Below are 23,814 nucleotides of genomic sequence, written 5' to 3'. Positions count from 1 at the left end.
CAAAAGAAGGGAGGGATAGAAAGTGACAATCTTGTTATGGAGTCTGATCGTCGTCTGTTTTCTAGTCGCTTTTGCAGGTCTCGTTTATCCGATCATCCCAAGTGCACCGATTTTAGTAGTGGGCTTTTTGATTTATGGATTCGGATTCGGGTTCTCTGAATTATCGATTAGTTTTTGGGTGATTCAAGCGATATTCATCATTCTCTTATTCACACTCGATTATCTCGTTAGCGCCTACACCGTCGATCGACGGGGAGGCTCACAAGCAGCTAAGATTGCGACGACAGTCGGATTGATTGCGGGACCATTTATTTTGCCAGGAATCGGATTATTAATTTTCCCGTTCGTCTTTGCCATCTTGACGGAAAAAATCATTAGTAAAAAGACATGGCAAACCTCGGTTTCAGTCGGGATCGGAACAGTCCTTGGTATCTTATCAAGTGCATTGTTAAAGGGAGTCGCGATGTTACTCATGATCGTGATCTTTATTCTCTATGTCGTCTGATGAATTGAAATGATGTCTTCAAGTACACATTTTATGAAAGTTCCGTTATAGTATGAATATGAAAAAGTAGGGAAGCTTTGAAAGTTTGAAGCTTCTTTTTGCTGTAAACCACCAGATGCCTCGGCATCTGGCTTTATATTAATGGAGGTGAATCCCCTTTTTTCGGGGAAACGATTGGACAGTACACACTCAATGGAGACATTCGACACGACGACGATCATCATTCGACTACTCGTCATTGCACTACTCATCGTCTTAACAGCTTTTTTTGTAGCTGCCGAATTTTCGGTCGTCAAAATGCGAATGTCTCGAATCGATCAGTTGATTACAGAAGGAAGCAAGACTGCGAAAGTGGCGAAGAGGCTACTCGAGAATTTGGATTATTATTTATCGGCCTGTCAACTTGGAATTACCGTGACAGCGCTTGGTCTCGGATGGTTAGGAGAATCAACGGTAGGTGCGATTCTCGGTATGTTGTTCGAAGAAATTGATATTCCGAACTCCGTCTCGACGATCATTTCGTTCGTTCTTGCATTCTCGATTGTAACGTTTCTTCATGTCGTACTTGGAGAGCTTGCTCCAAAGTCTTTGGCGATTCAAAAAACGGAAGCCATCACGATGCTACTCGCGCCACCACTTTATTGGTTCGGTAAAATCATGAAACCTTTCATCTGGACATTGAACGGTTCAGCACGAATCATCCTTCGGTTATTTGGTGTCGAGCCAGCGGGACACGAAGAAGTCCATTCTGAAGAAGAGATTAAAATCATCATGACACAGAGTTATAAGAGTGGAGAAATCAACCAGACTGAGCTTTCTTACATGCAGAACATCTTCTCGTTCGATGAGCGGATCGCGAAAGATATCATGTTACCGCGGACGGACTTAATCACGATCTCGAACGATGCATCGATGGAGGACATCATTCGTCTCGTTGAAGAGTATCAGTTCACACGTTACCCAGTAGCGGAAGAAGGAGATAAGGATAAAATCCTTGGATTCATCAATGCAAAACAATTATTTACGGATCATATGGCTAACAAAGGAAAAGCATTAAGCTATTACATCCACAACTTGCCGATTGTATCCGAGTATTCACCGCTTCAAGACGCTATGTTGAAAATGCAGGTGGAACGGACGCCAATGGCACTCGTCATTGATGAGTATGGTGGTACAGCCGGTGTGATTACGATGGAAGACATATTGGAAGAAATCGTTGGAGAAATCCGAGATGAATTCGATAAGGATGAGAAAGCAGATATCGAACAAATTCATGAGCGATTATACCGGATCTCAGGCCGTGTCTTGATTGATGACCTAAATGAACGCTTTAACCTAGGAATCGAAGAAGAAGACATCGATACGATTGGTGGCTGGGTCATGGCACAGGATACGGAAGTGTCGAGTGGCCAAGAATTCCGCTATCAGGAATACACGATCAAAGTCATGGAAGTCGATAATCATCAAGTCAAATCAATTTATCTTCAATTGCCTGATCGAGAAGAAACTGCAACAGAAGAGATCGGATAAGAAATAGAATGTGCAGGACGATGGACTTCGAGTTCATCGTCTTTTTTTGTCTACTAAAAAATGAATCAGCTAAGGTGATAGACACCTCTTGTGTTTATCTCCCTCACTGACGGGTATTACTGTCTATGTGGCAAAAAAGCATTTTTTAATTCAACAGGAAAAGGGGTTTTTTATTATGTCAAACGTCATTCTTACTTCACGTGCATCTGCAGTCGGTGGTCGCGACGGGAAAGTTGCTTCAGACGATAACGTCATTAATCTCGATTTAGTCATGCCAGGAACAAAAGGCAAAGAAGACATTCCGACATCAAACCCGGAACAGTTATTCGCAGCAGGATATGCCGCTTGTTTTGATGGTGCCTATAATTTAATGGCGCGCCAAGCAAAAAAACGAGTCGAGACGCGGACGAATTCAGAAGTCAGCCTCTTACAGGACGAAGCGGATAACGGTGTAAAAATTGCAGCGAAACTCGTCGTCGAGGTCGTTGGCGTATCGCAAGAAGAAGCCGAAGACTTACTAGAGAAGACACACAACTTCTGCCCGTACTCGAAAGCGACACGTGGCAACATTGATGTCGATCTTTCTGTTAAAGTCGTCGATTCATTATAAGTATAAGCGACGGATCATAAGGAGGGTTTTCCATGGCACCGAAAGAAACCGATCGTCCAAATGAAGAGTTTGAAGATGAACGGGATCGTCTGTCGGATAAAGAACGGAAACTGACAGAGGAGCAGCAAAAGGAAATCCTAAAAGGAAAAGACGAAATGCCAGATGATACGGTTTCTCCACGAGATCGCGGAGAAGATCCAATCTAAATCAAACAACTTGGGGGATGAATCACATGTCTAAAAAAGTAGCCGTTGTACTCGCCGATCATTTTGAAGATGTAGAATTCACAGGACCGGTTGATGCATTAAAAGAAGCAGGGCATGAAATCACTGTCATTGGTTCCAAAAAAGGTGCAGAACTCGTTGGGAAGCAGGAAGAGGCAAAAGTAAATGTTGATCTCTCGATTGATGAGACTTCAGCAGCAGACTACGATGCTCTCCTGATTCCAGGCGGATTTTCACCGGATCTATTACGGGAAGACGAGCGTTTCGTCTCATTCGTTGAAGAATTCGATATGTCGAAAAAACCGATTTTCTCGATCTGCCATGGACCACAATTGATGATTAATGCAAAAATCGTCAAAGGAAGAAAAATGACAGGTTATAAATCGATTCGAATCGATTTAGAAAATGCTGGTGTGGACTTTGCAGATGAAGAAGTCGTCGTCGACGATAATTTCGTCTCAAGTCGTCAACCAGATGACATTCCTGCGTTCAATCGGGAAATCGTAGCTAAACTCGGCTAATACCATGAAACGAAAAATCAGCACTGCGCTATCGCAGTGCTGATTTTTTATAGATTTTCTGGATAGTCACAGAGTTCTGTAATGACGCCGTGTGAATGCCGGGGATTCATATAAATCAGTCGTCGCCCGAACGGCGTCGTTCGATACGTATCTTCTAAAAATGTTAATCCTTGTTGTTTTGCTTCTTCAATCGCTTGATCTAAATCCTCTACACGATAAGCAATGTGATGGACACCTTTCCCGCGTTGTTTTAAAAAACGTGCGATCGGACTATCCGGACTTGTTGGCGTTAACAACTCGATGTGCGCATCATCGAACTCGATGACCGCAATATTGGAAGCGACACCAGGCGCAGGATTCGAGTACTCTTTTGTTAAAGTTCCTCCAAGTACGTTTGTATAAAATGAAATGGCTTCCTGCATGTCGCGAACAGCAATTCCAGTGTGGTCTAATTTCATATGATATCCTCCTTCTATTCGCTTCAGTTTCCCAAAAACACTTCAAAGTTGCAACGATGAGTTACCTTCCAAATGTTTCTATTACATAGAAGAGGAAAGATTTATTTAAAATGAAATATCACTGAAATATTATGGAAGAGGAATGAATGCTATAATCAAAAACGTTCTTATAAAAAAGAAAAACTATTACAGAATTTAAATTTAACTCAAATACTCTACGATAAATCATAAAACATACACTACAGAAAAAGAGGGAATACTACATGAAAAAAACGTTCGCGTCGCTCATCGTTTCCGCACTGGTTCTTTCATCAGCACCTCATTTTGCAGCAGCTGACGATTTAAGTGAACAGAAAGCCAAAAACGAACAACAGCAACAAGACAATGCTAAAAAGCAAAAAACTTAGAGTCTTCTGTTAATCAAGAAGGTCAAAAAATCTCTAAAACACAACAAGAAGTCAATCGACTAGACGAAGCTTTGAACGAAAAAATCTTTGCTGTCGAAGCAAAAGATCGTCAAATCAAAGCGACAGAACGTGAAATCGTTGAACTTGGAAAAGAAATCGAGAAATATAAAGCGAAACTAAAACGCCAAGAAAAACTACTTGGTGATCGTCTTCGTGTCATGCAAGAGAATGATGGAAACTCGATTAAATGGGAGGAAGTCATCTTTGGCGCTAAAAACGTTGGTGACCTCGTAAGCCGTGTCATGGCAGGGAAATCCATTTCAAAACAAGATGATAAAATGATCACGGATTACCAAAATACGCAAAAGCAATTAGCGGATGCGCAACAAGAAGTAAAAGAAAAGAAAGCGCAGTTGGTCGTTGAGAAACAAGAATTAAAACGTCAACAAGCGGACCTTGAATCACAATTAAAAGAGCGGAACAAACGCTTAAAAGAACTACGTAAGAAAAAAGAAAAGTTCGAAACACAATTGATGGATGCAAAAGAAGTCCAACAAATTTTGATTGCGCAAGAAAAAGCGATTGCAGCTGAAAAAGCAGCGCGTGAACGTGAAGCTCGAATCGAAAAAGAACGTCAAGCTCAGGCGGCACGTGAAGCGAAAGCAAGAGCAGAGGCTGAAGCAGCGCAAGCAGCAGCACAAAAAGCAGCAGAAGAGCAAGCCGCTAAAGAAGCAGCAGCTCAGCAAGCAGCACAAGAGAAAGCGGCACAATCGGCAAAACCTTCTGGTTCGACGAAACAATCGGCACCAAAACCATCTACACCAGCACCAGCTGCGCCTGCTCCAGCGCCGTCAGCTCCTGCGACACCTAAACCGTCACCATCATCAGGCGGACTCTTCATTCATCCAACTGCTGGTGCTGTGACACAAGGGTATGGTTCTGCAGGCGGAGAGAACGGTTATACGTTCCATAACGGGATTGACTTCGGTGGTCCAGTTGGCACGCCAATCGTGGCAGCTGCAACTGGTACAGTCATTACAGCATCAGGTGGCGGACCTTACGGAAATCACATCATGATCGCTCACCAATTGAACGGGAAGACATATACGACAGTCTATGCACATATGAGTTCATTGAACGCTAGTGCAGGTCAACGTGTCAGCCAAGGTCAACAAATCGGTACACGTGGTAGCACAGGAAACTCAACAGGTCCACACTTACACTTCGAAATTCACGTTGGTGGATACAGCTACAGTGCAACAGGTCCAGCTAACTCAGTCAATCCAATGTCGATGTTTTAATCGTAAAGAATCGTTGCATATGCAACGGTTCTTTTTTTTTTGTCATTTTCAAAAAACAAATCATATATTACAAAAAACCGTTTTCATTTGAAATGTAAATGAAATTTTTTTGAAACGATTACGGTGCTATAATCTATTTCAGATATGAGAGAAACTTGAATACTATAATAAAATATGAAAAAAACATAAGTGAGGAAAACGATATATGCTAAAAAAACTAATTTCTACCATTGTTTTAGGAGCATTACTTATAACAGGAACGCAACCGATCGCAGCAGCGACCATTAAAGAAAAAAAGGCTGAAAATGCCGCTGAACAACGTAAACTTGAAAAAGCGATCAAAAAACAAGAAGCTAAAATCTCAAAAGAGCAACGTCAAATCAATCAAATTGACGCAGCAATCAACGAAAAGATTTTCCAAGTCTCTGAAAAAAATAAACAAATCGAACAGTTGAACGTTCGAATCGATGAGTTAAAGGCAGACATCGTCCGTTACGAAGAAATGTTACAGAAACAGGAAGAACTACTCGGTGATCGTTTGCGTGTTTTCCAAGAGAACGATGGAAACTCGATTAAATGGGAAGAAGTCATTTTTGGATCGAAGGATTTAGGTGATTTATTCAGCCGTGTCATGGCGGGGAAAAAAATCGCTGAGCAAGACGATAAAATGATTTCGGATTACATCGCAACGCAACAAAAATTAGCAGAAGCAAAACAAGCGCTCGTTGAGAAAAAAGCGGAGCAAATGCAAGAAAAGAAAGTATTGCTTGAACAAAAGAAAGCGTTAAAGCTTCAAATGAAAGAACGTAGTGCCACGCTGAAGAAATTACGAAAAGGGAAGACGAAGTTCACGACAGAACTGTTAGACGCAAAAGAACTTCAAGCGACTCTCGAAGCGCAAGAACGTGCAATTGCGGCAGCGAAGGCAGCCGCTAAAGCAGCGGCTGAAAAAGCAGCAGCGGAGAAAGCGGCAGCCGAAAAAGCCGCTAAAGCGAATGCTCAAACAGCAAAACAAGTAGGTAAGAGTTCGGAGTCAACTGATTCTGTTGCCCCGCCCGTTGTTTCGAGTGGAGGGAAATTCGTTCGACCATCTTCTGGTGGAGTGTCGCAAGGATTCGGACCAGCAAGCGGCGCGAACGGTTATACGTTCCACAACGGTGTTGATTTCAGTGGTTCGGTCGGGTCTCCAATCGTCGCTGCAGCAGCTGGAACGGTCATTACAGCATCAGGTGGTGGACCTTACGGCAATCATGTCATGATTTCTCACTTCCTCGATGGACAAGTGTACACGACTGTCTACGCACATATGAGTTCATTATCGGTTCGTGCAGGACAAACGGTCTCTCAAGGTCAACAAGTCGGGACACTTGGTAGTACAGGGAATTCAACAGGACCACACTTACATTTCGAACTACATGTCGGAGGCTATCAATACAGTGCTTCTTCTCCTCTGAATGCAGTCAATCCATTGGCATATCTGTAATCAAAACGGGCTTCGGCTCGTTTTTTTTTCTTCTCTATGCTACAGTTAAGGCGAAACGAATACTTGAGCAACTAGGGGAGCTGGAGGAATCCGGCTGAGAGGAAAACCAATCTGTTTTCGACCCTATTACCTGAACTGGATAATACCAGCGTAGGAAAGTTGAGCCGAACGGATACCGGAATGCGTGTATAACGCTTTCGTATAGCGTCGACTGCTTTTTTACAGCGGTCGACGCTTTTTTTGTCGGTCACGACTCCCTTACATTGCTCGATGGGAAGGTGAAAAGAACATGAAACACGTACTGACGATTGCAGGATCCGACTCCGGTGGTGGAGCTGGGATTCAAGCAGATTTAAAAACATTTTCAGCTTTAGGCGTTTATGGAATGAGCGTCCTGACAGCCGTCACGGCGCAAAATACGTTGGGTGTTCAAGCGGTGGAAGAGTTATCCCCAGAAATCGTAGATGCCCAGTTAACGTCGATTTTTTCAGACATTCGTGTCGATGCGATCAAAATCGGAATGGTCTCGAATGCGCAGACGATTCGTGTCATTGCTACACATCTCCGCAAACAGACAGTTCCGATCATATTAGATCCCGTCATGGTCGCTAAAGGTGGTCATGCCCTATTGCGGACGGAAGCTGAACAAGCATTGATTTCAGAACTTCTGCCGCTTGCGACACTCGTTACACCGAATTTACCGGAAGCGGAGCGGTTAACAGGACGATCAGTGACCAATCTAGAGGAAATGCGACTGGCGATGCATCAATTGGCTACACAGACAGGGGCAGTATTACTAAAAGGTGGACATCTCTCAGGAGCTGCAACGGATTTGTTGTTTGATGGGGAAGTGGAACATCGTTTCACATCGGAACGGTTAGACAATCAACATACTCATGGAACTGGTTGTACCTTATCTGCAGCGATTGCAGCACGGATGGCGCTTGGAGAAGATTTAACAGATAGCGTAAGACAGGCAAAGAGCTATGTCACGGAGGCAATTCGTCATGGATTTGCTCTCGGACAAGGTATTGGACCGACACATCATTTTCACTCACTTTGGAGGGATACACATGTTTACGACTATTCTTGAACACAAACCACTCATTCACCATCTGACGAACACAGTTACGATCAACGACTGCGCGAACGTCACACTCGCTGTTGGAGCATCACCCGTCATGGCGGAAGACATTCGTGAAGTAGAAGAGATGGTTAGACTCGCGCAAGCTCTTGTCTTAAACATTGGTACGATCGATGCAGACATGCAAGCAGCTCAACGACTCGCAGCACGTGAAGCGGGACGTTTGAATGTCCCGATCGTTCTTGATCCAGTTGGAGCAGGGGCAACGACATTACGTACTGCCTTTTCTAAAGAACTCATTGATCTCGGGTGTACGGTCATTAAAGGAAATGCTTCTGAAATCAAGACGTTACTTGGGGAAGATGGGCGAACTAAGGGAGTCGATGCTGCGGGAGATGCAATGATGGATCGAGAAAGCATTCGTGCATTTGCTCGCAAACACCAATCTGTCCTCGTCGTGACAGGTCCGAACGACTACATCACGGATGGAACGCGTGAAATGGAATTACATGTAGGAACACCACGTTTGGGAGACATCACGGGTACGGGCTGCATGACGGCCTCCTTGATTGCGAGCTTCCTCGGTGCAGGATATACGACATTTGAGGCGGCTGTCCACGGGACATTCGTCATGGGAAAAGCAGGAGAACAAGCAGCCTCCGCGCAAGGTCTTGGTGATTTTAAACGAGAGTTGTTCAATGCCATCAGCCTCATGACGGTGCAAGATCTGGTGGAGGTGACAGAACGTGTCAATTGATTACTCCATCTATGCAGTGACGGATCGTCGGTACCATCCTGGAGTCGCGATCGAGACGGTCGTTGAGGAAGCCATTTTAGGTGGTGCAACGATCGTGCAATTACGGGAAAAAACAGCGCAAGGAAAGGAATTCTTCGATCAGGCAGTTCGGTTGAAAGCACTCACGGATCGACACGACATTCCTTTGATCATCAATGATCGGATTGATATCGCGTTACTCGTCGGAGCAGGTTTGCATATCGGACAAGAAGACATTCCTTTAACCGCAGCACGTCGCCTTTTACCAGATGCCGTGATTGGTGTGTCGGTAGCAACCGTTGCACAAGCGATTGAAGCAGAACGAGACGGAGCATCTTATTTAGGCGTGGGGTCTCTATTTGCGACGTCATCCAAAGCGGACGCTGATTCCATGTCGCATACGATGCTTCAGGCGATTCGGGAAGCTGTACGATTACCTCTAATCGGTATTGGTGGAATCACAGCAACGAATGTCTCCTCTCTGCCCATCCCGTTGGAAGGGTATGCCGTCATCTCAGAAATTTTCGCTAAAGAAGATCGGCAACTCGCTGCGCAGCAAATGACAGATGCTGTGCGTGAATGGCATCAATCACTTCAGAACAGGGTATAATCCGTTCAGAGGTGATTGTATTGAAATGGCAGACGATCCGTTTTCGCGGCTATTGGATTCGATATCGGTTAGAACCACAAATCATTCGAGTCGATAATCAGGGGATCTACCATCTAGGAAAAGTCTTATTTCCACATCCTAATCGTATATCTTATGAGATGGCCCTTTTATTGAAAGAAAAGTATGAAAGACGCTACAAACGTCCGTTGTATATTAAAACGAGCTCGATTGCGACGGAAATTTGGGGACATACTCATTTAGATATTTATTACCGGGCACTTCTTCGTCTACCGATTCCGACTCGGCTTCGTCAACGTTATACGAACCGATTAGAAAGCACGAAAATCATTGACATCGGCGTACGCGCTGTCGATCAAAATCGAATTGTCTGGGATATCGGAGATTACGTAGGAGGATGGTTCGTGTTTTGGCTCATTCGCAGACGAATGCGCTGAACTTGCAATGTCCCGTTTCTCATGGTGCAATATAAGTAGAAACGAGGTGACGGACATGGACATTCCCCGTTGTGAAACGATTGCGATTGATGAACAACGTGCGTCTGAAATCGGACATATCGTTGATACGATTCCGACGCTTGAAATCGGAAAGCTATTTAAGATTCTTTCGGATGCGACACGACTGCGAATCGTTTATGCGCTGACGATCGAAGAAGAACTATGCGTTTGTGATGTCTCGGCCTCTGTCGACTGTTCGATCGCGACAGCGTCGCATCATCTTCGATCTTTGTTGAAACAAGGACTCGTCAAGTTTCGAAAAGACGGTAAAGTCGTCTATTATTCCCTGGATGACCATCATGTGTCATCGCTTGTACATATGGCGATGGAACATGTACAAGAGGGAAAAGCAATGCCTGAATGAGTCTTTAGAATAAACGAAAAGCGCAGCTTTAGCTGCGCTTTTCGTTTATTCTAAAGACGATTGTTCTGATCCTTTTGGAGCGAAGTGGTGGAAGAAAAAGACCGTGGCACTAATCAATAAAAAGGACAGGATGGAGAGAGCGAGACACATCCATTTATATGTAGCGATTAAAGTATCTGATTGTTGTAATTTGCCTTGAAGCGTTTTATACAAATCATCTTTCACACGGGATAAGTCTTCGAGAATCGTTTGAGTCGTCTGAGTCGATTGTCTAGCAAGACGTTTTGCGGCTGTTGGACTTTGACGTTCATAGACGACAAACACGCGTTCAATTTCAGACTCCCAGACATTGTTGCGGCGAAGGAGATCCTTAATCGTCCCTGGAGTAGTCGACGATTGGTTCAGACTATTGCGCAAATCATGGATTTTAGACGTTGAAAAGTAATATTGTTCGATATAACGATTATCTTCATACAATAAGAGACCACGAACCGCATTGGCACGATCTCGATTGTGTTCGACCAACTGATCTACCTGATTGATTAACGGTATATCATGATCCTTCATTTGCTCGGTCATCGTTGCAATCGTCCGATAACCGGATAAAGCATAGATGATCGGGATAGAGGCGAATAAGCTGATCAAGAAAATCAGCAGAATACGCTGACGCCAAAGAGAGTGCATGCAATCATTCCTTTAAATAAAAGACATGTCATAAGCTTAACTACTATCGTAAAAAAAGTGAAGCCTGTCTATTTTTTGAATAGGGATAATGACTGAAAAACTGAATAATACTAATAAAAAAGCAGGAAAGATGATGCAATACGAGAAGCTGTTTTAAAAAGATGAAAAAAGCACAGCTAAGCTGCGCTTGGTGTTAAAACGAATACGAATGTTCTTTGTAATTGCCAAAAACAGTATGGATTTCCGAAAATGTAACGAATGCATTCGGCTCGACAGAAGAGACGATTTCTTGCAAACGGACGATTTCGTTATTTTGAACGACGACATAGACCATTTTTTTCGTTCGGTTGGAGTATCCTCCACGTGCATCGAGAATCGTGACACCACGACCGAGTTCTTTTGTAATGACTTCATTGATTTCATCTGCTTTCTCACAAATGATGATACATTGCTTAGAAGCAGAATAGAAACTGTAAACCGTCTGAAGGGCTTTCGCACGAACAAAGCTCATGATGAGAGCATACATAACGTGTTTAAGATCGAATACCCACCATACAAGGATGTAAATGACAAGATCTTGCATCAGAAATATACGAGGAAGTGGCCAGTTATGAAAACGAGCAAAGAAAAACTTTCCAAGAATATCAAGTCCTCCAGTTGAAGCACCACCGAAGAAGATCAATGCCATTGCAAGACCAGAGACTAGACCAGCAAAGATGGAAGCGACGAGCGGATCGTTTAGAGATTCCGGAACGATTTGAGTCGGGATCCAGTCAATTAAAAAGGAAGAAGCAATGACAATAATTCCAGATAAGAACATGAATCGTTTGCGTAGGAAACGGAAACCTAAAAGGAAGAGGGGAATGTTTAAGAGCAATTGCGTTAATCCGATTGGCGTGTGGAAGAGCTCTTGAATAATGAGCGTGATCCCCATGATACCGCCTGATCCGATATCATTTGGAGATAGTAGTAGGCTGATGTAAAGGGAATACAGCAACGTACCAATGATTAAGAAACTGATTTTTTCAACTCTCTTTTTCTGTGGGTGTGTTGTAGTCATGGCAATATGATGAGTGACCTCATGCTCCTCCTTCTGTGAGTATCTGCATGCAAGAGTACGCTCATATGCATAAAATTTCAACCCTTCTTATGAAAAAAGATGAAAAAGGGTATGTTTTTTTAGGAAGGTGATGAAAATGAAGAAAATGTTATGGATTCTTGGTTGTATCTGCTTAGGAATACTAGTTGGGATTCGTCTTTTCGAACAACCCAATGAAAAAAATCAATCATCCATTTGGCATGATGGTGATCTTGTAGCGAGACAAGTGGGTGCCTCGATGATGAATACGGTAGCGGTTCGTCAATTAGCCGAACAACTTCCGTTCTCATCAGAATTAAAACAGGTAGATGTCGAAGGAGAATCGTTACGTCTTGCCTATGAAGTGACAGGAAAAGAGCGACAAGCTTGGATTGGTACCGATACCGGGACACTACAGGTGAATCAGGATTTTTTAAAGGCTCGGTTATCTAAAATTCTGATGCATCATACGCTTGTTTTATTTTCAACGATTCCTGATTTGACCGATCTCGAAATTCACTACACGGATCCGTATTCAGATGCAGATTTTACGATGGACCGGAAAACATTCGACGCCTACACTCCGACCGATATCGAACGAGCTACTTCCTCTTCTAGACGCTTTAATCGTGTCGTCATTGATGGTTATGTGCTCGATGCCTCAAGACGAAACACCTTCTTTGAACGCTTCGCATCACGACTACAGATCCAAACTAATTAGTTGTATAAAGCAAGAAAAGGCATTTTTCACAATCTCGACACAATGATATCGTTTACATCTCGTTCTTTTATAAAAACGATAAAACAGGTCTATTCAATACTTGAACATCTTTTAAGATGGAAGTATGATAATAAATGAACAAACATTGTGAAGTGTTGAACAAAAGAAAGAGAGGTTTCTACGATGAACGAGGTAGAAGCATTAGAAGGATTACGGAATAAAGCAATCAAGTCGACGCGCATGCTACAAATGCGTCCTCTCGAGTACTTAGTTCGTGCCATGTTAGCGGGAATTTTCATTGGATTTGCAATCATTTTTACTTTAAAAGCAATTAACGGTCTATATATGGCGGAGTCACCTGTTGCGACGCTTGTCGGTGGACTGACCTTCGGAGTGGCACTCGTCCTAATCGTTTATGGTGGGGCAGAGCTGTTCACAGGGAATACGATGTATTTCACGACGGCGACGATGCGCGGCTATACGACGAAGATGGATACGATGAAGGTCTGGTTGATCTGTCTAATCGGAAATGGACTTGGCGGATTGGCGTTTGCGCTACTCTTTTCTCAAACAGGAATCATCCAAGAGCTTGGTATGAACAACTGGTTATTTTCTGTCTCAGAAACGAAGATCCACCATACGACGTGGGAAATCTTCACACGTGCTATCTTCTGTAACTGGATGGTCTGTTTAGCGATTTTCATTCCAAAGAACATGAAGAATGAGTTGGCGCAGATCATGATGATGATGGTACTCGTCGCAGTATTCTTTGCTTCTGGATTTGATCACGTCATCGCCAATATGGCACTGTTCTCCATTGCGTTAGTCGTACCACATCCGGATACGATCACATTTGCTGGAGCGATGCATAACCTGTTGCCAGCTTTAGCCGGTAACATCATTGGTGGAGCAGTCTTCATGGGAATGATCTATACGTGGCTGAATAAAGAAAAATTAGAAGTAGATGAATCACGTCAATCCACGACACCTGTTCATATTGCTTCGAAACAAAATGCATAATCAAAAAGCAGCTGTCGCGACAGCTGCTTTTTTCATTCATTCCATATGTTGAAAGCGATCGACGTCTGCAGCCAGTTCTTCGTAAATCGTCTCGACGATTTGTGCATCATCGAAGAGCCCGAGGACGTTATCGTCCGGTAAGGCGTCAACAGGAGACGTAAAGTACAGAACGGCCGTCAATAACAATTGTTCCTGCTCCGCATGCATTTCGAATTTTTTCTGATAGAGAGCACGAAGCATTTCAAGCAGTTGTTTTAATTGAAAATAAAGGACGAGTTCTGCCTCGCGTTCGATGTCCGAGCTTTCTGTAGACGCGATATCTTGCGTCAAGTGCGCAAGTCCGATTTCTGCTCGAACTAACAATTCTTGCTGTGCTTTTTCATCACCAACGAGGTTGAGTGCCTGTCGGTGAAAATACGTATAAGCCGATTTAAAATCGCCGGGTGTGAATTCCATGGTGATGCCTCCTTCTCTTCTCTTTCTAGTTTCGCCTTATTTCTTGCAAAATTGCAACTATTTCGTGAAAATAAAGATACAAGAAAGGGGATTACATAATGCCGACACAAGCAGAATTACAACAATACGCGTCTTTAGCCGTGCGTACGGGAATTAATCTACAACCAGGACAACAACTCGAGGTGCGTGCAGGAATCGAAAATTTGCCGCTCGTTCGTGAAATCACGCGTGTCGCCTATGAAGTAGGAGCTACGCAAGTATATGTACAATGGTCAGATGATGAGATGACGAAAATCCGTTATTTCGATGCACCGGAAGAGTCGTTTGATACGTTCCCAGATTGGTTAAAAGCACGTTACGACCAACTGGCAGAAGAAAAAACTGCGTTCTTATCGGTCGTTAGTGAAGATCCGGATTTATTGAATGGCGTTGACTCGAGCCGAATCGCACGTGCGAATAAAGCAGCCGGTGTCGCTCTTGCTAATTGGCGGAAGTTCGTCATGAGTGACAATGTCAGTTGGTGTGTCGTAGCAGCACCTTCTGAAAGCTGGGCGAAGAAAGTATTCCCTGATTCAGAGAATGCTGTTGAAGAGCTCTGGTCAGCTATTTTAAAAGCAACACGTGCCGATCAAGCAGATCCAGTCGCTGCATGGGCGGATCATGATCATAATCTGCGTTCAAAAGCAAAATTCCTGACAGAGAAGAAATACAAAACATTGCACTACACAGCTCCAGGAACAGAATTATCAATCGAATTACCAGAACGTCATGTTTGGCTAGGTGGCGGTGGTCCGAATGCAGATGGTGTTGATTTCATCGCGAATCTGCCGACAGAAGAAGTGTTCACGTTACCGAAAAAGACAGGTGTCAACGGACACGTCTCGAGCACAAAACCGCTTAGCTATAGTGGGAACTTGATTGATGAGTTCACACTCTGGTTCGAGAACGGAAAAATCGTTAAAGCGGAAGCAAAACAGGGTCAAGAAGCATTAGATGACTTGATTTCACTTGATGAAGGTGCACGTTATCTCGGAGAAGTTGCGCTCGTGCCGCACCGTTCGCCGATTTCTGACTCGGGTATCCTATTCTATAATACATTGTTTGATGAAAATGCTTCGTGCCACTTAGCGATTGGTCGTGCGTACTCGACGTGTCTCGAAAATGGTCCAAGCCTTTCAGCAGAAGAATTAGAAGCACAAGGCGCGAACGACTCGATGACGCATGTCGACTTCATGATTGGATCAGCGGATCTATCGATTGAAGGAGAACTTGCAGACGGAACGCGTGAATCAGTCATGCGTGACGGAAACTGGTCAATCTAAACGAACAAAAAGGTGAGTCCGAATACGGAGCTCACCTTTTTCGTAAAATGATTGATTATGCTTCTTCACCGATGATTTTCACTTCTGTCTCAAGTAAGATACCGAATTTTTCTTGAACGGTTTCTTGGACATGACGAATGAGCGCGATATAGTCGGATGCTGACGCATTCTCGACGTTGACGATGAAGCCAGCGTGTTTCTTCGACACTTCAGCGCCACCGATGCGTGTTCCCTGTAAGTTACTATCTTGAATCAGCTTACCTGCAAAATAGCCTTCTGGACGTTTAAAGACGCTACCACAAGAAGGGTACTCGAGTGGTTGTTTCGTTTCTCGCTTATGCGTCAAATCATCCATGACTTCCTTGATCAATGCTGGGTCACCCTCTGTTAACGCAAATCGACCTTCGAGGATGATGTATTCTTTCTTCGAGAAGCAACTTGTCCGGTATCCCAGTTCGAGTTCATCATGCGAAATGTTCAACAGTTCTCCTTGTCGTGTCAATACAGTAGCGCTATGGAGGCAATCCTTGACTTCACCACCGTATGCTCCCGCATTCATGATCAATGCGCCACCAATCGTTCCTGGAATCCCACAAGCGAATTCAAGACCGCTGAGCTGATGCGCGTAAGCTACACGAGAAGCTTCGATGATTGCTGCGCCACTTTGAGCGACGAGTTCATGTCCTTCGACCGAGATGTCGGTTAACTTCTCAAAGGAGAGGACAATGCCACGGATGCCACCATCACGAACGACAAGATTCGATCCGTTTCCAAGCAACGTCAAGGGAATATCTTGTTCGTAAGCATATCGGACGACAAAAGCCGTTTCTTCATAAGAGGTTGGAATGATGAATAAATCCGCGATTCCTCCCATTTTTGTATACGTATGATATTTTAAAGGTTCATTGATTAGTACGGACTCTTTTGAAATGCCTTCATACAGTCCCGTCATTACTTGTTCAGTCATTATGGTCTCAGTCCTTTTCGTGAATTCCTACTCAGCGCTCATGCGCTCAAAATATATTTTAACATTAATCGTGCGGTCGTTGTTCAACATACTGTTCCCAAAATACCGACTTATGCCGGGAATTGCAAGCACTAGGGAGTGAATGTCATCGATTAGTAATGAAAAATGTCACAAGGAAAGCAGAGTCAGGAAGAGGAATGAAGCGAAAAGAACTCGGGAAAAGAGAAGTATAGAAGGAGGCGATGACGATGGAAAGTGAACGTTTATGGATGCGACCGTTCGAAGAAGAGGATTTCAGTTTTTATAAGTCGCTTGTCCAAAATGAGCAAGTCATGCGTTATATCAATGGAGGTACTGCCCTGAGTGAAGATGAAGCACGAGAGTGGTTCGAACGGCAATTGGAGCGATACTCGGATGAACGACAAACTGGTTTTTTACTGTTGTTCAAAAAAGAAACGAATGAACCGATTGGTTTCGCCGGATTATTGATGCAGGAAGTGGATGGAATTGAAGAATTAGAAGTCGGTTATTGGCTTGAACCGAAGCACTGGAAAGTCGGTTATGGTCGTGAAGCAGCGAAACAACTAATGATGGAGGCGTTCAACCGAGGGAATGATCGAATCATCTCGATCATTCATCCCGATAATCGTGCTTCGCAAAATGTCGCTCGTGCCAACGGGCTGAACTGGGAAAAAGATACGATTTTTAGAGGTATTCCCGTCACGATCTACGCAGGACAATTATCACGACTTTGTCGTAACTAAAGAGGAGAGCTTTTTATGTACGAATTTGAATTCGAGTCTTTTCATCACATGACACCTGATACCTTATATGCACTTTTAAAATTACGCACGGATATCTTCGTCGTCGAGCAGGAGTGCGCGTATCCGGAGCTAGATGATCAAGATCAACAAGCGACGCACTTGGTCGTACGGAGTGAGAGCGGTCAAATCGTCGGATGTCTTCGGATATACGATCATCCGACAAAAGGAATAGCGATTGGACGGGTAGCCGTTCATCGTGCACACCGGTCGGTTGGGTTAGCGAGACAAATGATGGAGAAAGCGATGGTTCATTTGCAGAAAGAAGCTGCGATCTACTTACAGGCACAAGCACACCTAGAAGGGTTTTACGGATCGTTTGGTTTCGAAACCGTATCCGAACCTTATTTAGAAGATGATATTCCACATGTGGACATGCAGTTTCACGTAAAGGATTCGAAAAAAGACTTCACGTCAACGATGGATGAACCGATGAATAAGTAGAATGAACTTTTTTCGGAGGTGGATCAGTCATGAAGAAAGTGCTGGTCATTTTCGCTCTTAGTCTAATTGGCATCCTATCTTTAGGAGTCGGTATTTCGTATGCTCAATTGCAGGGAAACTATCGTGACTCTGAAAAAGAGTTGATGACGATTTTAGAGCGGCAACATGATTTATCAGCTTCCTCCTTTCTTGAAGTGCGCGCATCATTCTCTTTACGACATCGACAAATCATACACGTTCGACTTCGGGGCGAACCTGCCATCACATACGAGTTCATTCAACCAAAGGATGAACTCGAATACCTGGGGTCTGTCGGAACAAGTGTTGAAAAGACAGGAAAACAAGATGCTGTCTTTCGAAACGCTCATTTAAAAGTTGGTAAAAAATAAAAAGTGGAGGATCTTCCTGAAACGACGGAAGATTCTCCATTTTTTGCTTTCAAGACGATAGGATATTGCGTACACTACGAAGAGATACTGGAATGAGGAGGTCGAGGGAATCATGTGGAAACCCTTTATAAAAAATCAATCAATTGCACCGGCGTTACAAGCCTTCCGGGAACTTGACATCGAAATGTTTCGGACACATGTTGCCCAGCTGAACGATGCGGAACAACAGGCCTTACAATTCATTAAGCGTGCGCTAGAGCAGGATTCACCTGCTCATTTAAAAATAGCGCTTGAAATGAAACAACCACTCGTCGAAGTCGATCGTCTGTTTCAAACGCTCGTCACTTGTCAAAATCGTCAGCAGTTACTCGAAATGCTGCTAGCATACGGTCTAGACGTCAATCAAGTCTATACACTTGAAGGGCATCGATCGATCGTCCGCCAACCCCTTCACTTTCCGGTAGGTCTATATGCGGCGCGCCATTCAGAGTTATGGGCACTTGTTGCTGAAAAACTGGACTTTACTTATACGATGCATCTTCAACGCAGTGATCAATTCATGGAGACGCATGAATTGAATCTGCTGGATCTTGTCTTATTGCTCGATATCGAAGAAGAGTTGACGGTTCGAGTGCTTGATCAGCTGTGCGAATGCAAGGCGACCGTTGGACTTGCAGAACGACTACAACGTCCCGCTTCACCATTGTTGCTAAAGACGATTGAGGCGGATGCCTATTTGCCGACGTTTGTTTATGCTAAACATTATTTCCCGTTTTATGCGTTGATCGGACGACAAACCGTACTGTTCCAATCTTTGTTGAACCGTGTGATGCAAGCATCTATTGCTTCTGAAATTATTGAAGATGCCTTGCTTGCTTTTCATAACCATCAACCTGGACTTGCCTTGACATGGGGGGACGCCTACATCGAACAATTATACGAGATGGGGCTAGTGCTTCGTAAAACGGGTCATGTTGATTTTCAAGAAATGGATGAGGAGTATGTGTTGCCTGAATACAGGGGGATCGTCAATCGGCTAAATGATTAACGGAGGTTGATTCGTACTGAACGTATGCCAATGAGAGGTTAACTGGATATCGCAAAACATCGAGGGGTGATACAGGCGTAGTACATCTTGTTGTGTTGAGAGAAAAAAGACTTCAAACGTTTGGATGTTTGCACGTCGTAATTTTTCTTGAAATGTATGAAGGATGCGGCTACCGTATCCTTGACGTCTCAGCTCAGGTAGGCACGTGATTTCAAGAAGACGGATATTCTGTCCCTGCTTTTGAAATAATAGTGTACCGATGACCAGTTGCTTATCATAGACGAGGTAAGGAAGCGCTTTTCGTTGAATCAACTTGTCTAAATCAGATACCTGATAAGGAAAAAAGTGATGTGTTCCTTTAAGGGCATCGTTACGAAGTGCAAGGTAAGTATCTTGATTCTGTGCATGAACAGCTTTCAAACGCAGCGTAGCAGGCTGTCCCTCTGAGAGGCCGATTAAACGAAACTGTTCGGCATATAAACTATAACCAAGCTCTTTCCAAATCGAAGTTAAAGAAAGATCATGCGGCGGAGAGACTTGTACATGAATATGCCGGCATCCTTGTCGAACGGCATGTAAGTGTAGCAAAATAGCCAGACTACGAAAGGCTTTGATATCATGAAAGGCGCCGTTCATAAAGTGAACGACGTCATGCACGACATAATATCCAAGCGTCGCTTTCACCTGACCGGATTCGAGATAGACCCATTGACAATCTTCAAGCGGCTGAAAAAATGAAAAATCATATGCCTTTTGATGGTCCTGTAGAAGTTGATGGACGTGTCGCCTTTGAACATGAGACAATTGATTGTAATACACAATAGGCAAATTAAGTTCCTCCTTTAGCAAAATGAAGTTAAAAATATCTTGCTTTTATATTACAGGAAATAAAAGGTATTTATATCTTCTGTTTCAAACAAAAAGTAGATGGATTCCTGAAGATAAGAAAGAATCGAGGCAAAATTATCATGAAGTATCTCTGGATCGTCATCGGTTTATCGGGCTTTTTACTCAGCGCGGATACATTGGTAGCCGAAGCACGTGATTACGATGAACCGGGTGTAAGCAGTTCGACGACATATGGCAATTATGGTGCGGAGGATCATATTATCGTTGATCGGAAGGAACCGATTTATGAAGGATTCGATTCACCGAACGACATGGCATTCCTATTCGCTTGTATTGCATTACTCGCAACAGTCGGACTTGGCATCGTCAATGCCTCCGATTGAAATGAATCTGACTAATAAAAGGCAAGTGACGAATCCATCGTCACTTGCCTTTTATTGTCTACTACGTGTGAACAAGAAGAATCTACTCTTAGAAATGAATTCGTTTTTTTCGACCAACGCGTGCCATTCGTTCGTGTTCTTGTTCGAGTCCGGCTCGTTCGAGGAGATCGAGATAATAACGAAATGGAGTCGAGCGATGCGAAAAATATGGGATATATTCTGTGAAAAGCATCGTCTCCGCTCGATCTAACGCGCGTAGGGAAATGAGAGCATGTAGCTCTGCGAAACGAATTTCTTGATAGGTGGATAAAGCGTCTGCATCAATCCGAACATGCGACTGTAGTTTTTTGCATGCGCGTTCAAGCAATGGATATATGCTTCTTGATGTTCGGGTTTCTCGCAATGGGCAAGTACGGCAAGCAAAAGGTCACTGCGCTCGGTATCGACGTCCATCGGAACCTTCAACGCTGTATAGAGGGCGCGTTCCATCCACTCGACACCATGACTATCATTTTTATAATAGCCGACTAATTCTTGAAAAAAATCGACTTGCGAGACTTTCAATAATCGAAACGGATCATTACTTAAAAATAAAGGTTCTTCCCCGGCAGCCGACGAAAGAAGAAAGAAAAATTCCTCAAAGGCAATCCGGGTTCCGTTTTTACGATGAGCGTAATGGCGTAAATGCTTCAACAGGCGTTTGGCGGTGATATACCAATTCTTTTGTTCGCGAAGCGGTACGATCGGATTCGGCTCAAGGTACTGGAGATCGTATGCTAATTGAATAAACCGTTCCGTCTGAGCAATCGTCTGTTCGACGGTCGGTTGTTCCTGTTCTTTTTGCAAATCCTTATACTTCATGAACTGTGTCAACATGGCGTCAAACTCTTTCTCTTCGATGACTTGTCTCGGGAGTTGACGATAGATTTCGACGATGATATCGCGAAGGGTCGTATCGCCATATTGTTCTAGTAAGAGTCGCAGTTTCCGTATTCTCATGATCGCCCTCCTTCGCAAGAAAAGCACAGTACAACACTATTCAATTCCCGCTTTTTTCATAAACCGAACCTCTTCATTTGCGCTTTTTAGTCAGAGACGACTATCTTAAATAAGAAGACTCATTACAGAAGGGGACGATTACACATGAATGAAACCATTCAACATTTACTCAACCACCGGTCAATCCGGAAATTCAAACAACATCAATTAGACGAAGAGACGATTGAAACACTCATAAAAGCCGCACAGGCTGCCTCGACATCCTCTTATCAGCAAGCTTATGCAATCATCGGTGTCGAAGATGAAGGATTGAAACGACAATTAGTCGACGTTGCAAGTGGTCAACAATATGTGGCAGAAAACAGTTACTTCTTCGTCTTTTGTATGGATTACCACAAACATACGTTAGCGGCAGAACTAGCAGGAGGCGACGTGAGCCGGACGATCGAGACGACGGAAGCGCTTGTCGTAGGGGCTGTCGATGCGGGACTTGCCGCTCAAAATTTAGTCGTAGCTGCCGAGTCGCTCGGCTACGGAACGGTCTACATCGGTTCACTACGAAATGATGCTCGTCGTGTCAGCGAACTCTTACAACTTCCAGATCACGTCGTACCATTATTTGGAGTCGCGGTCGGTCTTCCAGATCAACAACCGGGTAAAAAACCCCGCCTTCCGATGGATGCGGTCTTCCACCGGAATACGTATACTGATGACGATACGATGCGTGAGTTACTGACAGGATACGAAGAGTCAACGTCATCGTATTACGGAGAACGGACCGGTGGTCAACGGACAGAAGGGTGGGTCAAACAGATGGCTGCCTCGATGCACGAACCGAAACGGACGTATCTCCGCGAGTTCTTGAAAGAGAAACAGATCGCAAAAGATTGATACGGAGGTATATGAATGCCAGAACATCAACCACACCGCTCTCGCTTGGAGCGACGACGTATGCAGTTAGAAGAGCAAGCTAGACAAGAAGAAGCTTTTTCGAAAGCGTACGCGCCGGACGAATCATTTTCTCAACAATCCTTTGAGAAGCAGCAAGAACCGGCTACGTATCATCGGTATGTCGAAGAGCAACCGCGAGATCGAAAAAGTACATCGCGTCGTTCCGGGAGCGGCATGCTTAAACAGGTCGCACAGATGATCGGGAGTGCCGGATCACGGTTGTTTGCTAATCGGGAACGCTCGAGACGCTCGAGGAAGGCGGGGCGATCAGAGCAATCGGTACAGCAGACTCCTGATGTCTCTTCACGCGAAGCTCATCCTAAAAAAATCAAGAAAAAACGTCGTTTTAAACGAAAGCTTCTTGGACTATTTTTATTGTTGCTCATCGCATTCGTTCTTTTTGCTTCACAACCATTCACGTTCTTGTTGATTGGTAGTGATGCACGACCTGGAGAATCGTTGCGTGGATCACGTTCAGACTCCCTGTCGGTCATGCAATTCATTCCACTTTCTCGAACGATTCAGTTGACGTCGATTCCTCGAGACACGTATACACCGATTTCCTGTGAGAATGGAAAGAAGGATAAAATCACACATGCCTTTGCCTTCGGTGGAGAAGAATGTACGCAAGATGCTGTTTCGGGTCTACTTGATGAAGAAATCGATGGAAAGATCGTCATCTCCTTCGATAGTTTCATCGGATTAGTGGATCAAATCGGCGGAATCGACCTTGTCTCGACAGGAACGTTCTCCGAGCAGGATGCGAGTGGGAAAGCAAATCAGTATTCATTCCAAAAGGGGAAGGAATATCATATGGATGGTGCGATGGCACTTGCCTATTCGAGACATCGAAAAACGGATAATGACGGAGCGCGCGCGAATCGTCAGTCGGAAGTCATCCAAGCCGTCGCGACACACTTGATGAAGCCGACTGGATGGTCGAAAATTCCAGCAGCGCACACGTATATGAAAGAAGAGATGAACCTTGATTTAAGTGTCCGCGAGATGGCAACGGCAGGGTTATCGATTGCCTTGATGTCAGAACGAAAACATTATGAAATCGAAGCCGTCAGCCAACGACTGAACGGGATTTTCTATGACTTACCGAATGAGAAGGCACTGCAAGAACTACGTGATCAGCTCGATACGACGTTTTATGGCACATTGAAGAACTAAAGGGGAGGGGTTTCCTTCCGGTCATTGCGGGTATAAATTGATGTACGTTGCTCCTTTGGTGGATTGTTTTAGGTTATCTCTGAAATCGACGATTTTTGGACATGACATCATGACATTCC

The 23,814-nt window shown here is 44.0% G+C and carries 31 protein-coding genes and 1 riboswitch; of the genes, 23 read left to right on the top strand and 8 right to left on the bottom strand.

Going from position 1 to position 23,814, the window contains the following annotated elements; all coding sequences use genetic code 11:
- Positions 1–22: 22 nt before the first annotated feature.
- The 5 genes from AC3B4V_RS13870 to AC3B4V_RS13850 all read left to right on the top strand — a co-directional run bounded on the left by AC3B4V_RS13870 (position 23) and on the right by AC3B4V_RS13850 (position 3,390).
- Complete coding sequence (locus tag AC3B4V_RS13870; protein WP_488378731.1) at positions 23–505, top strand: DUF456 domain-containing protein; 483 nt, start codon at positions 23–25, stop codon at positions 503–505.
- A 192-nt stretch (positions 506–697) separates the two neighbouring features.
- Positions 698–2,035 (top strand): hemolysin family protein, encoded by a 1,338-nt coding sequence (locus AC3B4V_RS13865; RefSeq protein ID WP_047395079.1) that lies wholly within the window; start codon positions 698–700, stop codon positions 2,033–2,035.
- A 175-nt stretch (positions 2,036–2,210) separates the two neighbouring features.
- The gene (locus AC3B4V_RS13860; protein WP_023467178.1) at positions 2,211–2,645 is read left to right on the top strand and encodes an organic hydroperoxide resistance protein; all 435 of its coding nucleotides are present in this window, start codon (positions 2,211–2,213) and stop codon (positions 2,643–2,645) included.
- A gap of 32 nt (positions 2,646–2,677) precedes the next feature.
- Positions 2,678–2,851 (top strand): hypothetical protein, encoded by a 174-nt coding sequence (locus AC3B4V_RS13855; protein ID WP_023467179.1) that lies wholly within the window; start codon positions 2,678–2,680, stop codon positions 2,849–2,851.
- Positions 2,852–2,877: 26 nt separating this feature from the next.
- The gene (locus AC3B4V_RS13850) at positions 2,878–3,390 is read left to right on the top strand and encodes a type 1 glutamine amidotransferase domain-containing protein (RefSeq protein ID WP_488378730.1); all 513 of its coding nucleotides are present in this window, start codon (positions 2,878–2,880) and stop codon (positions 3,388–3,390) included.
- Positions 3,391–3,437: 47 nt separating this feature from the next.
- Here AC3B4V_RS13850 and mce read toward each other — a convergent pair whose 3' ends face one another.
- Positions 3,438–3,848 (bottom strand): methylmalonyl-CoA epimerase, encoded by a 411-nt coding sequence (mce, locus tag AC3B4V_RS13845; RefSeq protein WP_050678094.1) that lies wholly within the window; start codon positions 3,846–3,848, stop codon positions 3,438–3,440.
- A gap of 263 nt (positions 3,849–4,111) precedes the next feature.
- On the opposite strand from mce, the gene AC3B4V_RS13840 reads away from it, so the two are divergent.
- From AC3B4V_RS13840 to AC3B4V_RS13805, 8 genes are all read left to right on the top strand, one after another.
- Positions 4,112–4,255 carry a hypothetical protein gene (locus tag AC3B4V_RS13840; RefSeq protein ID WP_488378729.1) on the top strand — a complete coding sequence of 48 codons (144 nt, stop codon included), beginning with the start codon at positions 4,112–4,114 and terminating at the stop codon, positions 4,253–4,255.
- A gap of 71 nt (positions 4,256–4,326) precedes the next feature.
- Positions 4,327–5,556 carry a peptidoglycan DD-metalloendopeptidase family protein gene (locus tag AC3B4V_RS13835; protein WP_488378728.1) on the top strand — a complete coding sequence of 410 codons (1,230 nt, stop codon included), beginning with the start codon at positions 4,327–4,329 and terminating at the stop codon, positions 5,554–5,556.
- Between the two features lie 205 nt (positions 5,557–5,761).
- A complete protein-coding gene (locus tag AC3B4V_RS13830) occupies positions 5,762–7,039 on the top strand; it encodes a murein hydrolase activator EnvC family protein (protein WP_064300841.1) in 1,278 nt (425 codons plus the stop codon).
- Positions 7,040–7,102: 63 nt separating this feature from the next.
- Positions 7,103–7,213: riboswitch (TPP riboswitch) on the top strand.
- A gap of 115 nt (positions 7,214–7,328) precedes the next feature.
- The gene (thiD, locus tag AC3B4V_RS13825; protein ID WP_488378727.1) at positions 7,329–8,132 is read left to right on the top strand and encodes a bifunctional hydroxymethylpyrimidine kinase/phosphomethylpyrimidine kinase; all 804 of its coding nucleotides are present in this window, start codon (positions 7,329–7,331) and stop codon (positions 8,130–8,132) included.
- Positions 8,113–8,880: a hydroxyethylthiazole kinase gene (thiM, locus tag AC3B4V_RS13820; protein WP_214858922.1), complete on the top strand. Its 768-nt coding sequence runs from the start codon at positions 8,113–8,115 to the stop codon at positions 8,878–8,880. Before thiD ends, thiM begins: the two co-directional genes overlap by 20 nt.
- The gene (gene thiE / locus AC3B4V_RS13815; RefSeq protein WP_058703752.1) at positions 8,870–9,508 is read left to right on the top strand and encodes a thiamine phosphate synthase; all 639 of its coding nucleotides are present in this window, start codon (positions 8,870–8,872) and stop codon (positions 9,506–9,508) included. The genes thiM and thiE overlap by 11 nt, the downstream gene beginning before the upstream one ends.
- Positions 9,509–9,714: 206 nt before the next feature.
- The gene (locus AC3B4V_RS13810) at positions 9,715–9,963 is read left to right on the top strand and encodes a hypothetical protein (protein WP_231681771.1); all 249 of its coding nucleotides are present in this window, start codon (positions 9,715–9,717) and stop codon (positions 9,961–9,963) included.
- Positions 9,964–10,018: 55 nt separating this feature from the next.
- A complete protein-coding gene (locus AC3B4V_RS13805; protein WP_050678101.1) occupies positions 10,019–10,387 on the top strand; it encodes an ArsR/SmtB family transcription factor in 369 nt (122 codons plus the stop codon).
- A gap of 45 nt (positions 10,388–10,432) precedes the next feature.
- Here the strand turns inward: AC3B4V_RS13805 and AC3B4V_RS13800 are convergent, their stop codons facing one another.
- On the bottom strand, positions 10,433–11,071 hold the full coding sequence (locus tag AC3B4V_RS13800; protein ID WP_488378726.1) for a CHASE3 domain-containing protein: 639 nt from the start codon (positions 11,069–11,071) through the stop codon (positions 10,433–10,435).
- A 193-nt stretch (positions 11,072–11,264) separates the two neighbouring features.
- A complete protein-coding gene (locus tag AC3B4V_RS13795; RefSeq protein ID WP_029340819.1) occupies positions 11,265–12,131 on the bottom strand; it encodes a YitT family protein in 867 nt (288 codons plus the stop codon).
- Between the two features lie 136 nt (positions 12,132–12,267).
- On the opposite strand from AC3B4V_RS13795, the gene AC3B4V_RS13790 reads away from it, so the two are divergent.
- On the top strand, positions 12,268–12,870 hold the full coding sequence (locus AC3B4V_RS13790) for a hypothetical protein (RefSeq protein WP_326188701.1): 603 nt from the start codon (positions 12,268–12,270) through the stop codon (positions 12,868–12,870).
- Positions 12,871–13,053: 183 nt separating this feature from the next.
- Positions 13,054–13,890 (top strand): formate/nitrite transporter family protein, encoded by an 837-nt coding sequence (locus tag AC3B4V_RS13785; RefSeq protein WP_023467197.1) that lies wholly within the window; start codon positions 13,054–13,056, stop codon positions 13,888–13,890.
- A 36-nt stretch (positions 13,891–13,926) separates the two neighbouring features.
- Here the strand turns inward: AC3B4V_RS13785 and AC3B4V_RS13780 are convergent, their stop codons facing one another.
- Positions 13,927–14,346, bottom strand: a complete 420-nt coding sequence (locus AC3B4V_RS13780) for a YkvA family protein (RefSeq protein ID WP_488378725.1) — start codon at positions 14,344–14,346, stop codon at positions 13,927–13,929.
- Between the two features lie 98 nt (positions 14,347–14,444).
- Between AC3B4V_RS13780 and AC3B4V_RS13775 the strand changes: the two genes are divergently transcribed.
- Positions 14,445–15,668 carry an aminopeptidase gene (locus AC3B4V_RS13775; RefSeq protein WP_035398837.1) on the top strand — a complete coding sequence of 408 codons (1,224 nt, stop codon included), beginning with the start codon at positions 14,445–14,447 and terminating at the stop codon, positions 15,666–15,668.
- A 55-nt stretch (positions 15,669–15,723) separates the two neighbouring features.
- On the opposite strand, the gene murB is transcribed toward AC3B4V_RS13775, so the two are convergent.
- Complete coding sequence (murB, locus tag AC3B4V_RS13770) at positions 15,724–16,635, bottom strand: UDP-N-acetylmuramate dehydrogenase (protein WP_488378724.1); 912 nt, start codon at positions 16,633–16,635, stop codon at positions 15,724–15,726.
- A 248-nt stretch (positions 16,636–16,883) separates the two neighbouring features.
- On the opposite strand from murB, the gene AC3B4V_RS13765 reads away from it, so the two are divergent.
- From AC3B4V_RS13765 to AC3B4V_RS13750, 4 genes are all read left to right on the top strand, one after another.
- Positions 16,884–17,399, top strand: coding sequence for a GNAT family N-acetyltransferase (locus tag AC3B4V_RS13765; RefSeq protein WP_488378723.1), 516 nt, complete (start codon positions 16,884–16,886; stop codon positions 17,397–17,399).
- A 15-nt stretch (positions 17,400–17,414) separates the two neighbouring features.
- Complete coding sequence (locus AC3B4V_RS13760) at positions 17,415–17,900, top strand: GNAT family N-acetyltransferase (protein ID WP_064300834.1); 486 nt, start codon at positions 17,415–17,417, stop codon at positions 17,898–17,900.
- Between the two features lie 29 nt (positions 17,901–17,929).
- Positions 17,930–18,289, top strand: a complete 360-nt coding sequence (locus tag AC3B4V_RS13755) for a hypothetical protein (protein ID WP_064300833.1) — start codon at positions 17,930–17,932, stop codon at positions 18,287–18,289.
- 112 nt (positions 18,290–18,401) lie between these two features.
- Complete coding sequence (locus tag AC3B4V_RS13750; protein WP_488378722.1) at positions 18,402–19,337, top strand: hypothetical protein; 936 nt, start codon at positions 18,402–18,404, stop codon at positions 19,335–19,337.
- On the opposite strand, the gene AC3B4V_RS13745 is transcribed toward AC3B4V_RS13750, so the two are convergent.
- Positions 19,326–20,156, bottom strand: a complete 831-nt coding sequence (locus AC3B4V_RS13745) for a GNAT family N-acetyltransferase (protein WP_488378767.1) — start codon at positions 20,154–20,156, stop codon at positions 19,326–19,328. The two genes, AC3B4V_RS13750 and AC3B4V_RS13745, sit on opposite strands and share 12 nt — an antisense overlap.
- Before the next feature lie 149 nt (positions 20,157–20,305).
- Between AC3B4V_RS13745 and AC3B4V_RS13740 the strand changes: the two genes are divergently transcribed.
- Positions 20,306–20,569 carry a hypothetical protein gene (locus AC3B4V_RS13740; RefSeq protein WP_050678264.1) on the top strand — a complete coding sequence of 88 codons (264 nt, stop codon included), beginning with the start codon at positions 20,306–20,308 and terminating at the stop codon, positions 20,567–20,569.
- A gap of 88 nt (positions 20,570–20,657) precedes the next feature.
- Here the strand turns inward: AC3B4V_RS13740 and AC3B4V_RS13735 are convergent, their stop codons facing one another.
- Both AC3B4V_RS13735 and AC3B4V_RS13730 read right to left on the bottom strand, forming a co-directional pair.
- Positions 20,658–20,801, bottom strand: a complete 144-nt coding sequence (locus AC3B4V_RS13735; protein ID WP_488378721.1) for a hypothetical protein — start codon at positions 20,799–20,801, stop codon at positions 20,658–20,660.
- A gap of 14 nt (positions 20,802–20,815) precedes the next feature.
- The gene (locus tag AC3B4V_RS13730; protein WP_488378720.1) at positions 20,816–21,568 is read right to left on the bottom strand and encodes a hypothetical protein; all 753 of its coding nucleotides are present in this window, start codon (positions 21,566–21,568) and stop codon (positions 20,816–20,818) included.
- Positions 21,569–21,712: 144 nt separating this feature from the next.
- On the opposite strand from AC3B4V_RS13730, the gene nfsA reads away from it, so the two are divergent.
- Both nfsA and AC3B4V_RS13720 read left to right on the top strand, forming a co-directional pair.
- A complete protein-coding gene (nfsA, locus tag AC3B4V_RS13725) occupies positions 21,713–22,459 on the top strand; it encodes an oxygen-insensitive NADPH nitroreductase (RefSeq protein WP_064300829.1) in 747 nt (248 codons plus the stop codon).
- 15 nt (positions 22,460–22,474) lie between these two features.
- Entirely contained in the window at positions 22,475–23,695 is a 1,221-nt protein-coding gene (locus AC3B4V_RS13720) for an LCP family protein (protein WP_064300828.1), read from the top strand.
- The last annotated feature ends 119 nt before the right edge of the window (positions 23,696–23,814 follow it).

Source organism: Exiguobacterium sp. E17S (assembly GCF_057772545.1).
This window is presented reverse-complemented; position numbering and strand designations above follow the sequence as displayed.